The sequence below is a fragment of the Bacillus sp. FSL L8-0152 genome, from assembly GCF_038006365.1.
Classification (GTDB): Bacteria; Bacillota; Bacilli; order Bacillales; family Bacillaceae_G; genus Bacillus_A; species Bacillus_A cereus.
Window position 1 is genome coordinate 3714646 of record NZ_JBBOVB010000001.1, and the last position, 12593, is coordinate 3727238.

Below are 12593 nucleotides of genomic sequence, written 5' to 3' on the forward strand. Positions count from 1 at the left end.
TACCTCGCTAGTCTTCTACTTTCTCAAATAATAGCGCAATCCCTATCCCGCCTCCAATTCCTAATGTAGCAATTCCATATTTCATAGACTCTCTTTGTGCCTGATAAAACAAACGTGTTACAAGCATAGCACCAGATGCACCGTACGGATGACCGAGCGCAATTGCTCCACCATTTACATTTACTTTTTCGTACGGAATTTGTAACTCTTTTGCGCAAGCAACAACTTTTGAGGCGAATGCTTCATTTATTTCAAAATAATCGATGTCCTCTACTTTTACATTCATTTCGTTTAATAATTTGTTCACCGCAAATATCGGACCAGTCCCTGGAAGCTTGGGATCCACTCCCACTACAGCACTACGAACGAAACGAAGTACAGGCTTGTATCCTAACTTTCGGGCTTGTCCCTCTTCCATTACAAGAACAGCACATGCCCCATCATTTACACCGCACGAATTACCTGCCGTTACTGTTCCATTTTGTAAAAATGCGGGCTTTGTTCTTTTAATGATTCGTTCATAATTCATTTCTGGCTTTATAGATTCATCTAATAATCCATTAAAAGAAAATATTTCATCATGTATATATCCTTTTTCTAACGCTTGCAGTGTCCGCTTATAACTAAGACAAGCATACTCGTCTTGCATTTCTCTCGTTATATTATAACGCTCCGCAACATATTCAGCCGCTACTCCCATGTCAGGATCACCAATTGTTTCAGGTGAAAATCTTGCTCTTTTTTGAAAAGGTGACGTACTTGTACTCTCTACTCCCCCGGCGATATAACACTTACCTGCCCCGCCTTGAATGAGATGACACGCAGTTCGAATTGCTTCTAAACCAGAACCACATTGCCGATCAATCGTTACACCAGGAATATGATAGCCAAGTCCCACCTCTAAAGCAGATAGTCTCGCAACATTCCCTCCTGGCCCAACAACATTACCTAATATGACATCATCTATTTCCCTCTCAATCCCTTTACTTAAAAACGTAAGAAGCGGCGTTGTTAATTGCTGAACTTCATACTCTTTTAACATCCCATTCTTCTTACCAATAGGTGTTCTTTTCGCCTCTACAATAACTGCTCTATTCATATATTTTCTCCCGGTTTTCAATCATACTTTTTGCTTCCATACGAGCGATTTTCCCACTATTTGTATAAGGTATTCCATCTACAAAATGCCATTCTTTCGGTATTTTAAAAGAGGATAATCTCTGTAAGCAAAAACTCTTTAATTGTTGTTTCGTAGCACTTCCTTTTACGATCGCGACGGGCTTTTCACCCCAGTAACTATCTTTCACACCAATTACAACTATTTCATCAACAGCTGGGTGTTCATGTAATACACTTTCTATTTCTTCTGGATAAATATTGATTCCTCCAAATAAAATCATATTCTTCTCTCTACCAACAATATATATAAAGCCTTCTTCATCTTCATAGCCTACATCTCGCACTGTCATCCAACCTTCTGCATTCAACTCCCGTGTTAAAACCCCATCTATTATGTATCCCATAAAAAACTGATCACTTTTCACATAAACAGTTCCTATTTCACCTTTTTGTACTTCTTCGCCTGCTTCATTACATATTCGAACTTGCACATTATGACAAGGTTTTCCTACTGAATTTGGCCTTCTTTCGCTTTCTGCATCGACTAGTGCTGTTACAAAACTTAACTCTGATGCACCATAAAATTCATATCTTTTCGCATAAGGAAATATATTCTTTATTTTTTCTTTCGCTTCAGCTTCCCATTTCGCTCCTGACGAAATAATTTTCACTTTATTTTCTATTAATCTACTTTCTTTATATAAAGATTCAAGCATTGTCGGAACTGTATACATAACTGATACATTTTCAGTTTCTAACTTATCTAATACTTGATTTGGAAAGAACTTTCTCATAATGTGCACTGTTTGTCCTACATATAATGCACTTATTGCCCCGTATAAGAAAAGAGAATGAACGAGCGTCCCAGCTATTAAAATCGAATCCTCCCTTTTCATATGAAAATCATGTACATTACAATCAAAACTATGAACCCACGATTGTTGTGCACGTAAAAATGCTTTTGCTGTTCCTGTTGATCCTGATGTAAATCCCATATAAAAAGGAGCATGTTGTACACTTTCTACAGTGGAATATGTAGGAAGATATTTCTCTATCATTCTTTTCCACTCATCAATTTCAATTACTCTTCCTTCTTCATCCAATAGATCCTTCACCTTATATCGTTCTGTCACAATCATATCCGGATTACTAATTTCAATTCTTTCTCTGAGCTCATCTTGTTTCCACTTTATATCTAACGGAACACAAACCCACCCGGCCATAGCGGCACCAGAAAATAGTTGTAAAAACTCTATACGATTTTCTAATAGGATTGCTATCGTTTTATTCTTCGATTTTTTTTCATTTAACCAGCTTGCTACTTTACAAACTGATTCAAACCACTCTTTATATGTTAAAACTCTATCATTTTCCTTTATCGCTATTTTATTTGGTTGTAAAGAGGCATGCTTTTTATATTCTTTTGTAATCCCCATATGAGACGTCCTTTCTTTACAATAATAATAAAAAGAAACACGCAATTAACGTGTTTCTTCCCTTTATCATCCCGCATTTGTATATTTTCCATTCTTTAAAGCGGGCGTAATAATATGTTTCAATGAACGATGTAATTTTGTTACGAGAACTGCCGCAATAATTGCTTTTATACAATCCCCTGGTAAAAACACAGCACTCACTTTCATTGTCTCCCATACAGAAACTTCCATTAAGAACGCTTGTACAGTAACACCAAATACATAAACTACGAAAATACCACCAATTATATTAATACATAATACTTTTATAATAGAAACTTCACGTAAACGCTCAATTAAATAACCAATAACAAACGCCCCAATGATGTAACCAAGTAAATATCCTGCACTTGGTCCAACAAATACACCAAGGCCACCGCGTCCACCAGCAAGCAATGGTGCTCCAACTCCTACAATAAGTAAGAAAATAAGCTGACTTAACGCACCTAGACGTGATCCTAACAACCCACCCGCAAGCATAACACCGAGTGATTGCAATGTAATTGGAACTGGTGTAATAGAAAGAGCAATCGGAGGTATTAACCCTAACACTCCCATAATAGAACTAAATAAAGCGACGAAAACTAAGTTTTTTGTATTCATATTTGCTTCTCCTATTTGTAAACTTAAAATTTTTCTTAGATAACATATCACAAAAATTATATTATCTTTCCACTCCTCTTTTGTCAACCGTTAATGTATTAGAGTTTACAAACAGAAGTTCACTTATTTCTCTCTATGCAAATGCTCCAGTTCTTTCCGAAGCGCCTGTTTTAAAAACTTCCCAACAGATGTTTTCGGTATTTCTTCCATAAAGACAATATCGTCTGGCAACCACCACTTCGCAAACTGTGGTTTTAAAAACTCATATATTTCTTCTTTTGTAACCGTACTATTTTTCTTTTGAACAACGCAGGCAATTGGTCGCTCTTGCCACTGAGGGTGAGGAACTGCAACGACAGCCGCTTCAAATATAGCATCATGTGCCATTAAAGCATTTTCAAGATCGACCGAAGAAATCCATTCTCCCCCGCTTTTAATAACATCCTTCGTACGGTCAACAATTTTCACGCAACCTTCCTCATCCACTGTGACAACATCACCAGTATATAACCATCCATCGCGAAACCCTTCGACAGTACGATCATCGTTATAATAGCTTTCAGCGATCCAAGGTGCTCGTAAACATAATTCTCCCATCTCAGTACCATCCCACTTCACTTCACCATTTGTACCGACTACTTTCATCTCGACACCAGGTACAAGATATCCTTGTTTGGAGCGAATTTCTAGTTGCTCTTCATACGATAATTCCGTTTCATAACTTTTTAAACGTGCAAGTGTTACGAGTGGACTCGTTTCAGTCATACCATATGCATGTATGAACGGAACATTATGTTTCTGTTCAAATGCTTTAATAACACTTTTCGGTGCAGCTGCACCACCGCATAGTATTCTCGTCATACTAGATAAATCGTAACTATTATTTTCTAACTCTTGTAATACACCAAGCCAAATTGTCGGCACACCGGCAGCTAACGTCACTTTTTCAGATTGGATCATTTCTAATAAAATTTTTGGCGTAAACATCGGTCCTGGAAGAACTTGTTTTGATCCAAACCAAGTAGCTGCAAAAGGAAGTCCCCAAGCGTTCACATGAAACATCGGGACGATTGCCATTGCTGCATCACTTTCCGATAAAGCAGCTGTATCAGCTAAACCGAGTGCCATACAGTGTAATACAGTACTACGATGCGTATATACAACACCTTTCGGATTTCCTGTAGTCGCTGACGTATAACACATACCAGCTGGTGTATTTTCATCAATATCTTTTACAAATTGGAAATTGGGATCGCCTTCTTCTAATAGCTTTTCATAATGATATACAGGCTTCAGCGTAGTGTTCGGGAGTTCATCTTTATCAGTCATAATAATGTAAGCTTGTACAGTTGATAATTGTGATTGAATATTTTCAACAAGCGGTACGAGATCTTCATCTATAAGTACAATTCGGTCTTCTGCGTGCTGAATAATGTATGAAATATGTTGAGGAGATAAACGAATATTAATTGTGTGTAAAACGGAAGCAATACCAGGAATAGCAAAATACGCCTCCACATGTCGATGATGATTCCACGCTAACGTTCCTACACGTTCGCCTTCCTTAATCCCAAGCTTTTTTAACGCACTAGAAAGTCTTCTCGTCCTTTCTCCTAGCTGCTTATACGTTAATGTCGTAATGGTATCATGTGTGCGAGAAACAATTTCTTTCTTTGAGAATAACTTTTCTGCTCTTTCCATCATAGAACTAATTGTTAGCGGTACATTCATCATCATATTGGTTATGTCCCCCTTTAAAACGTTTTCATTTTCCGTTTATTATAACAGACTTCTACAAATGATTACGATATTTTTCTGTATTTTCTGAATTATTTCTTTGGAAATAATTCAGAACGATAAAAAACATGTTTTGAATACATTGATTCGAAACATGTTTTTTATTTTTTATAAACTATCTACCATTTTCCTTACTTTCTTTTTCAATTTAAAAATAAAACGATTACTGTATTCCTTATTTTCTACTAAAATCCGATACGTCTCTAACACCCCTAACACACGAACAAAAAGATAAACTCCAATAGCAATAAGTACAACACAATAAGGATAATACTGTACGAGTTCTCCTGAAGTAATTCGTTTTTTCTCAAATAAAAACGGTATCGCTCCTGCTGCAATAAAACAAAATCCAACGATCACTACTGCCGTATACTTCTTCTTAATAGTCGCATATCTTTTGGTCAATTCTTTTAGAAAGTTTTGATCAAATAGTAGTTCTTCCTTTTTCAATACATTGTATCGACTCTCTTCTATCGTTACAGGTGCCATCATTGCTCCGATTCCAAGCACTGCAATGATAATGACAAGAAACGTAGACATTGTTGCATTTTCTTTAAATAATAAGTACGGTATTGTAGATAAAATAAGCAAGCTAAATCCTAATGCAATATATTTAGAAATTTTTTGTCCATACACTACATACCCTTCTGCCATTTCCTTACTTACATAATAACTATTTTCCTTTTCGTTACTTTGCTCAGCAGTTTCTTTTAATAAATAGTCAAGTGATACTTCAAATACATTTCCAATCATTATTAACTTTTCAGTTTCAGGAAAACCTTGACCGTTTTCCCATTTACTAACCGCTTGCCTTGTTGTGTTTAATTTTTCAGCTAATGCTTCTTGAGAAAGGCCCTTTTCTTTTCTTAATTTAAAAAGCTTTTCACCAAATCCCATATGTGTGTCCCCCCTTTGTTTTCTTACCTAAATTGTATGTAAACATTGCCTTTATCTCTATCTTCCCGCGGTTGCACTTTGTCAACTTACGGTTGCGAATGTGTTATATAGTGGTTTTGTATACGATTTAGCTATTATTCTTCTATGATTATGGCGTTAATAAACCACCCTCTCCTAATAAACATTTATAACAATTAAAGGTAATTATTGTTATAAAAAAACAAAAAACTCCTTTATTTAAAGGAGTTTTAAATATGAAATATTCCAAGAGGAGCTGTTTTTTCTTCCTCCTACTGCCTCACAATTTCTTCTATATATTTTTATGTGTCATATAACGAACTATGTACAGTATATGTTTTCATCTCTTTATCTGAGGCATACTCATATATATATGTAAAATATTACTCTTATTAACTTTTCTAATAAAGTCACTACTCAATAATCATAACGGCTTCTGCTTAAACTTTTCATAATGTCGTACTTTTAATGAAAGGATATTCCCGCAATCTGTACAAATATAAGCATCCACCGGTGAAGATGTGAACATCGTTTCCTTTTTCCGTATTTGTGCATATCCGACAAACTCACCTTCTCCTATGTTTTGAGAACCACAATTAGAGCATGTCTGCACGGTTTTTTGTTTCATGAGAGCACCACCTTTAATCTGTTTCCACTCCCTTCGACAGCTCACTTCCATTTCCCTTCCAAAAAACCTCTTATTCTCTCACATTTCAACAGGAATCTCAAAACAAAAATCGTATATGTACTATAAAATATATTTATTAACGGAGGAATTTTATGACTACTGTTATGACACTCGATATAGCAACAGAAATTGAAAATGCAGAAATTGATATGCTCTCTTCTAGATTAGAGAGACTACAAACAATAAGCGGAAACCCAATGCAAGTGCAAATGAAAAAATTCGGTAGCGCCACTGCCTTTTCATCAAAAATAATTGCTGGTCCTGCTTTTAATACGGTAAAAGGTATTACAAATGCAGATGCGATTGATGCAATCATTTCTTATTATGAATCACTACAAATCCCTTGTCGTTTTGAAATTACCCCAGCACAAGGTACAACTAAATTATTTCAATACTTATCTCAAAAAGGGTTTTATCAATCTAGCTTCCATACTGCTTTGTATAGTATACCGAGAGAGGGTTCATCACTTCTTCCTTCTAATATTACAATACGAAAACTAAAAGAAAATGAGTTTGATATTTTTGCAAACATTTATGTACATGGATTTAATATGCCATCCTTTACAAAAGATAGCGTGCGCCAAAATAATGAAATTCTTTACAATGAACCAGGATGGCATTTTTTCATAGCTGAAGTTCAAAATATCCCTGCTGGTATTGGTGTCCTGTATATAAATAAGGGTGTCGCATCATTAGCTGCTTCTGCTACTTTGCCAGAATTTCAGCGTAAAGGCTGTCATACTGCATTAATTCAAAAACGAATTAAGACAGCTATTGAATCCAATTGTACTTTAATAGTTGGACAAGCAAGGTTCGGTAGAGGCAGTCAAAATAACATGGAACGTGCCCACATGAAAATTGCTTATACAAAATCAATATGGATCGCAAAAGACATATAATTTACTTTATTTCTCCTTCCGTTACATTTTTAAACATTTTATGACAAATCCTTTTCTATCCTATTAATCATTTGAATATTCAAACTAGATTTGTTACGATATTACTAGATACATCATTCAACTTGCAATATGAAAAGAGAATTCTAATCAAACTACAAGGAGGAGAAATGTATGACTAAACATGATCATGGTTTAAAAGAAAAAGTAGAAGGTGCCATTGATAAGGTAAAAGGTGAAGTAAAAGAAGTTGTTGGGAAAGTAACTGACAATAAGAAATTACAAGCTGAAGGAAAATGGGATAAGGTGAAAGGCACTGCTAAAGATACAGTTGGTAATGTAAAAGAAAAAGTACATGAATATAAAGAACACAAGAAAGAAAAATAAAAAAAGAGCCCATCGGCTCTTTTTTTATTTTCCTTCATTCTTCTCTAGCACGTATAAATCTTCTTCCATATTCGTTAATTTCTCACTTACAAGCTTTCTTGCATCTCCAATTGCTTGATTATATGCAAACGGTCCAACTAATTTAATCATTTCTTCTATTAAACGCTCTGCTTGGAAACGTCCAATTTCATCTAAATCTTCTTCCATAAAAAATTGCTGAATTTGTGCTACAAGTTCTTCTTTTTTATCATTTGGTATTTTTATATTCATCATCGTTGTTACTCCTCTATATTTAAGATAGTATCTTCCTTAACTCTACCATAGAAAAACGATTACCAGGACAGCTTTTTTTAACTCCTTCTAACTCTCTATGACCGAGTATATTTTCTTTCTTTATAGCAAATTGCTTCATAAACAGTTTACATAAAGAATATAATGCATTCACTTGTGCAGGAGTTGGATCGTATTTATCGAAATTTCCCGTCATACATATTCCAATTGTATGGCGGTTATGGTCTTTCGCGTGCGCTCCAATATGTAAACCTCGTCCTTCCACTACAGTTCCATCCTTTTCGATAAAATAGTTGTAACCAATTCCGCTCCACCCCCTTACAGTTTGATGAAATTCATGCGTTTTATACACGTCCCATCCATCTTCAGCTGTATGGTGAATAATCAGTTTGTTTACTTTTTCTAAAGGAACTAATTCATCTTGAAATGTTAGATTGACACGTTTAATTTCCATTTGAACTGCCTCCTCTTAAAAATCAATCATAATAATCGTTTTATCATCTGGCCTTATTCTCTTTTCCGCTTCTAGCTCTTCAATAATTGCTATATATTCGTTTATACTATTCTTTCTTATATATGCAACAGTTTGTTCTAATGACCAATCTGGGTGAAATAACCCGTCTGAACAAATAAAAATCCCACTCACTTCATCTGTATGTAATTCACCATGTTGTAAATAATGTATCGCTTCTTTCATTCCATTTGCAACTGAATAACCATTTGGCATATTTGCAAGATAACGATTGTATTTTAACTGTTCTCGAACATCTTGAAAAACATATTCTTCTGGTACAGATAACCCTTTTTTACGATCTTCTTCCCTCTTCTTTTTTGCTCTTTTACTAATTCCTTCAACTGTGTCTTTCGTTAATACTTGCATCGTTCCATTTTGAAAAGTTGCGACAATCATACAGTCCCCAAGCTGCGCATATTCAATTTTCTCACCAACTATTTGGACTGCCGCGATACATGTGCACCACAAATGCTCTTTTTTTCTCGTGTCTACTTCATATTCTAACATTTTGCTTTGCAATGCTTCATTTGCTTTGGCAACTGCAAATTGTAAACTATGATTCTCTCGTAATGCAGTAAAATAACTTGCAAATAAATGCGAAGCGATGTATGCTCCATTATGTCCCTTTTCATCACGAAACGGGACAAGTGGTGTTGCACCGTCACATACACCATAAATCTTTTTTTCTTTATTAAAAAAATAAGAATCCTCACATTCTTGCTTCAACGGGCTTTTCTGTTGATATGTTTTTATCTTCACAACTGTATCCCCTTTCAAATGATAAAATACTCAAATTCTTTTGATTAATCTAATTTACCTAAATAAACTGTTTTTACCCAAAACTTTCAATATCATATATAATCTTGAAATAATATGAATTTTTCAGTGAAGGACGGGAAAGAAATGGTCAGATTCCTTGGTGTTATTATCGGTTCTATTATTATTGCGGTTGCCTTTAATCTTTTCCTTATCCCCCACAAAATTTTAAGTAGTGGAATTGGCGGAATTGCTATTATTTTAGGGATTGTAACCCCTGTAAACACAGGCATTATTAACTTTGTATTAAACTTACCTATCCTTATTTTAGGGTACATAGGTCTTGGAAAAAAAGTAATTTTTAACACAGTTGTCTCTGTAGTTGTATTATCTGTTGCATTATACTACGTTCCAGTAAAAGTCGTAGCAACAGACCCATTGTTATCTTCTATCTTCGGAGGTGTCATCGCCGGAGCTGGTATTGGTCTTGTTTTTAACTGTAATGGATCCACTGGTGGATTTGATATTATCGGTATGCTTTTATCCCGCAAGCGAGACATTAAACTTGGCGGATTCCTTATTATTTTAAATGCAGTCGTTGTAATAATCGCAGGATTCTTCTTCACCTGGGATGTTGCACTTACAAGCTTACTTTCAATTTATGTAACTGGTAAAGTAATTGATGCTGTTCATACAAAACATCGTAAAGTTACACTTATGATTGTAACAAATGAAGCAGAAAAAATGAAAAAACAACTTCTTTCAACTGTTGTACGTGGAATAACGTTACTTGATGGCGAAGGTGCTTATTCAAGCGAGAAAAAGCGTGTACTTATGACCGTCGTTTCTCGTGAAGAATTAGCAAGTATGAAACTAACAATTTCTGAAATCGACCCGAATGCTTTCGTTAATATTACAGAAACTGTAGAAGTGTTAGGACTTTTCAGAAGAAGTTAAAGACTAGGTGGGAATCCACCTAGTCTTTATTTTGCATAAATTCAATTCGATTTCCAAATGGATCTGACACGTAAAATCGAATTACATCTGGCCGTGCATAATCATCAATCACTTTAACACCTTGCTCTATAAGTGTTTGCTTAAATTCATTAATTTCATTCACATAAAAAGCTGGATGAGCCTTTTTAGCTGGTGTAAAGTTCCGCTCGACACCAATATGGATTTCTTGATTTCCGCATTTAAACCAACATCCACCTCGTTTTTTCAACTCTTCTGGCTTTGGAATTTCTTCCATACCAATCGTATTCCCATAAAAATCACGCGCCTCTTCTTCACACCCTACAGGTGCAGCTACTTGCACGTGATCAATCCCTTGAATATAATTTTTCATTTTCTCTCCCCCTCCTCTACCCTAATGTTATACGGAAAACAGCCGTCTGTAACTTACAAAAGGTTTATAAAACAATATAAGCTCCCCTTATTACCATCCTGCATTCACCTTGCAAAAAATAAAAAAAACAAAATTTATTCTATAACTTCCATTTTTTATAGAAATACACATTACATCTATATTATAGTTATGAATAGACAAATCTTTTTAGATGCTATTTGTACGGAGGAACTATTATGAGTCGTAAAAAATATTCACCAACTCAAAAAAAACGTCATCCGAACATTTCTAGACGTTTGCGAAACCATATACAAGATCGTTCATTAACAGAAATGTACGCATCTCTGTTCGAACACAATCCTGATAGTATTATTTCATTAAATTTAGAAGGAGTTATTCTACATATAAATCCTTCTGCCGAAAGAATATTAGGTTACACTTCTTTAGAATTAGAACAGAAAAATATTACCTCTATTTTAGAAGCCCATATTTCTGAGCAAGTATTACAAAATATAAAGAATACTGAAGCGGATAATCAACAAGAGTATATCTTATCTATTTATCATAAAAATGGATTCTTATTAGATGTTGTGACAAAACTAGTTCCTATTTTTGTTCAAAATCGTCTTACTGGCGTATATGCTATTATGAAGCCACTTGAAAAATCAGAAAGAATTGAGAATATGCTAAAAGAAAGTGAGAAGAGATTACGTACATTAGTAAACTCCATGCCTGCGTTTGTTATATTTAAAGATCATGAAGGGCGCTGGCTTGAGGCAAATGATTACGCACTTTCTTGCTTCAATTTCCATCATGTACCTTACCACGGGAAAAAAGATAGCGAACTCATTCAATATAATGAAGCATACCGAGAAGCTTTTTTACATTGTGAAGAAATCGATGAACTAGCATGGCAACAAAGACAAATTCTTCATGGCGAGGAATTTATTATACATAGAGATGATTTCGATCTAATCTTAAGTATATCAAAAGTTCCGCTTTATCATCCTGATGGTTCTCGCAAAGGTCTTATCGTGATGGGGAGAGATGTTACTGAGCTAAAAGAAACTGAAAAGTTACTACGAAAATCAGAGAAGCTCGCAGTAGTCGGACAACTGACAGCTGGAATTGCCCATGAAATTCGAAATCCACTCACTTCTCTAAAAGGTTTTCTAACGTTGCTCCTCCCTGAAATAAGTGAGGAGCAGAAATGGTATATCGATGTTATGTTAAGTGAGATTTCACAAATGGAATCCATCACGAGTCAATTTATGGCGATGTCTAAGCCACAAGTATTATCTATCCAAACTTGTAACATACAAACTTTAATTGAAGAGGTAGTTACATTTATTTTACCGACTGCAATTATGCATAGCGTTCATATCATCATGGATCATTTTGATTACGTATATGATATTCAATGTGACGGTAACCAATTAAAACAAGTGTTTATAAACATATTAAAAAATGCGATAGAAGCAATGCCAAATGGCGGAAATATTTTCATCCAAACAAAACCATTAGAGGATAATTTCATCTTAATACGAATTATCGATGAAGGTTGCGGCATTCCTGAAGATCGTATCTCCCGTCTAGGCGAACCTTTTTATAGTTTAAAAGAAAAAGGCACAGGACTAGGATTAATGATGTGTTACAAAATAATTGAAGAACATCATGGTAGATTACACATTTCAAGCGAATTAAATAAAGGTACGATTGTTGATATTGAGCTACCACTTTCTTCATCTCATCTCGCAATCCAGTCTTAAATAAAAAAGAAGCATCTACTAATCGTTAGCAGATG

Annotated in this window: 14 protein-coding genes; 4 read left to right on the forward strand and 10 right to left on the reverse strand. The window is 35.0% G+C overall.

The features are described 5' to 3' along the window. Nucleotides 1-7: 7 nt before the first annotated feature. From MHH27_RS18515 to MHH27_RS18540, 6 genes are all read right to left on the reverse strand, one after another. The gene (locus MHH27_RS18515; RefSeq protein ID WP_001078010.1) at nt 8-1099 is read right to left on the reverse strand and encodes an acetyl-CoA C-acyltransferase; all 1092 of its coding nucleotides are present in this window, start codon (nt 1097-1099) and stop codon (nt 8-10) included. Then, nucleotides 1092-2555, reverse strand: a complete 1464-nt coding sequence (locus tag MHH27_RS18520; RefSeq protein ID WP_090977381.1) for an acyl-CoA synthetase — start codon at nt 2553-2555, stop codon at nt 1092-1094. Before MHH27_RS18520 ends, MHH27_RS18515 begins: the two co-directional genes overlap by 8 nt. Nucleotides 2556-2621: 66 nt before the next feature. Further along, nucleotides 2622-3197: a biotin transporter BioY gene (locus MHH27_RS18525; RefSeq protein ID WP_090977379.1), complete on the reverse strand. Its 576-nt coding sequence runs from the start codon at nt 3195-3197 to the stop codon at nt 2622-2624. A 123-nt stretch (nt 3198-3320) separates the two neighbouring features. Next, nucleotides 3321-4934, reverse strand: a complete 1614-nt coding sequence (locus MHH27_RS18530; protein ID WP_090977377.1) for a long-chain fatty acid--CoA ligase — start codon at nt 4932-4934, stop codon at nt 3321-3323. 168 nt (nt 4935-5102) lie between these two features. Beyond that, nucleotides 5103-5891, reverse strand: coding sequence for a helix-turn-helix domain-containing protein (locus MHH27_RS18535; protein WP_090977375.1), 789 nt, complete (start codon nt 5889-5891; stop codon nt 5103-5105). A gap of 442 nt (nt 5892-6333) precedes the next feature. Continuing rightward, nucleotides 6334-6537 carry a hypothetical protein gene (locus MHH27_RS18540; RefSeq protein ID WP_033693195.1) on the reverse strand — a complete coding sequence of 68 codons (204 nt, stop codon included), beginning with the start codon at nt 6535-6537 and terminating at the stop codon, nt 6334-6336. Nucleotides 6538-6689: 152 nt separating this feature from the next. Between MHH27_RS18540 and MHH27_RS18545 the strand changes: the two genes are divergently transcribed. Together MHH27_RS18545 and MHH27_RS18550 are read left to right on the forward strand one after the other, a co-directional pair. Further along, the gene (locus MHH27_RS18545) at nt 6690-7496 is read left to right on the forward strand and encodes a GNAT family N-acetyltransferase (RefSeq protein ID WP_340943683.1); all 807 of its coding nucleotides are present in this window, start codon (nt 6690-6692) and stop codon (nt 7494-7496) included. 171 nt (nt 7497-7667) lie between these two features. After that, nucleotides 7668-7880 (forward strand): CsbD family protein, encoded by a 213-nt coding sequence (locus MHH27_RS18550; RefSeq protein WP_000160410.1) that lies wholly within the window; start codon nt 7668-7670, stop codon nt 7878-7880. Between the two features lie 24 nt (nt 7881-7904). Here MHH27_RS18550 and MHH27_RS18555 read toward each other — a convergent pair whose 3' ends face one another. The 3 genes from MHH27_RS18555 to MHH27_RS18565 are packed head-to-tail and all read right to left on the reverse strand — an operon-like array spanning nt 7905 to nt 9462. Then, nucleotides 7905-8153, reverse strand: a complete 249-nt coding sequence (locus tag MHH27_RS18555; RefSeq protein ID WP_000981066.1) for a DUF2164 domain-containing protein — start codon at nt 8151-8153, stop codon at nt 7905-7907. A gap of 19 nt (nt 8154-8172) precedes the next feature. Further along, nucleotides 8173-8625 carry a peptidoglycan recognition protein family protein gene (locus MHH27_RS18560; RefSeq protein WP_090977373.1) on the reverse strand — a complete coding sequence of 151 codons (453 nt, stop codon included), beginning with the start codon at nt 8623-8625 and terminating at the stop codon, nt 8173-8175. A 15-nt stretch (nt 8626-8640) separates the two neighbouring features. Beyond that, on the reverse strand, nt 8641-9462 hold the full coding sequence (locus MHH27_RS18565) for a protein phosphatase 2C domain-containing protein (protein ID WP_139213271.1): 822 nt from the start codon (nt 9460-9462) through the stop codon (nt 8641-8643). Between the two features lie 126 nt (nt 9463-9588). Between MHH27_RS18565 and MHH27_RS18570 the strand changes: the two genes are divergently transcribed. Continuing rightward, nucleotides 9589-10398 (forward strand): YitT family protein, encoded by an 810-nt coding sequence (locus MHH27_RS18570; RefSeq protein WP_000251344.1) that lies wholly within the window; start codon nt 9589-9591, stop codon nt 10396-10398. Between the two features lie 19 nt (nt 10399-10417). On the opposite strand, the gene MHH27_RS18575 is transcribed toward MHH27_RS18570, so the two are convergent. Beyond that, nucleotides 10418-10789, reverse strand: a complete 372-nt coding sequence (locus tag MHH27_RS18575; protein ID WP_000800772.1) for a VOC family protein — start codon at nt 10787-10789, stop codon at nt 10418-10420. A 236-nt stretch (nt 10790-11025) separates the two neighbouring features. On the opposite strand from MHH27_RS18575, the gene MHH27_RS18580 reads away from it, so the two are divergent. After that, complete coding sequence (locus MHH27_RS18580; RefSeq protein ID WP_000087652.1) at nt 11026-12558, forward strand: BA3702 family sensor histidine kinase; 1533 nt, start codon at nt 11026-11028, stop codon at nt 12556-12558. Nucleotides 12559-12593: the final 35 nt, after the last annotated feature.

Bases quoted from the DNA above. Each gene is read 5' to 3' on its own strand.
- MHH27_RS18515 (WP_001078010.1), bottom strand. From the start codon at position 1,099: ATGAATAGAGCAGTTATTGTAGAGGCGAAAAGAACACCTATTGGTAAG.
- MHH27_RS18520 (WP_090977381.1), bottom strand. From the start codon at position 2,555: ATGGGGATTACAAAAGAATATAAAAAGCATGCCTCTTTACAACCAAAT.
- MHH27_RS18525 (WP_090977379.1), bottom strand. From the start codon at position 3,197: ATGAATACAAAAAACTTAGTTTTCGTCGCTTTATTTAGTTCTATTATG.
- MHH27_RS18530 (WP_090977377.1), bottom strand. From the start codon at position 4,934: ATGATGATGAATGTACCGCTAACAATTAGTTCTATGATGGAAAGAGCA.
- MHH27_RS18535 (WP_090977375.1), bottom strand. From the start codon at position 5,891: ATGGGATTTGGTGAAAAGCTTTTTAAATTAAGAAAAGAAAAGGGCCTT.
- MHH27_RS18540 (WP_033693195.1), bottom strand. From the start codon at position 6,537: ATGAAACAAAAAACCGTGCAGACATGCTCTAATTGTGGTTCTCAAAAC.
- MHH27_RS18545 (WP_340943683.1), top strand. From the start codon at position 6,690: ATGACTACTGTTATGACACTCGATATAGCAACAGAAATTGAAAATGCA.
- MHH27_RS18550 (WP_000160410.1), top strand. From the start codon at position 7,668: ATGACTAAACATGATCATGGTTTAAAAGAAAAAGTAGAAGGTGCCATT.
- MHH27_RS18555 (WP_000981066.1), bottom strand. From the start codon at position 8,153: ATGATGAATATAAAAATACCAAATGATAAAAAAGAAGAACTTGTAGCA.
- MHH27_RS18560 (WP_090977373.1), bottom strand. From the start codon at position 8,625: ATGGAAATTAAACGTGTCAATCTAACATTTCAAGATGAATTAGTTCCT.
- MHH27_RS18570 (WP_000251344.1), top strand. From the start codon at position 9,589: ATGGTCAGATTCCTTGGTGTTATTATCGGTTCTATTATTATTGCGGTT.
- MHH27_RS18575 (WP_000800772.1), bottom strand. From the start codon at position 10,789: ATGAAAAATTATATTCAAGGGATTGATCACGTGCAAGTAGCTGCACCT.
- MHH27_RS18580 (WP_000087652.1), top strand. From the start codon at position 11,026: ATGAGTCGTAAAAAATATTCACCAACTCAAAAAAAACGTCATCCGAAC.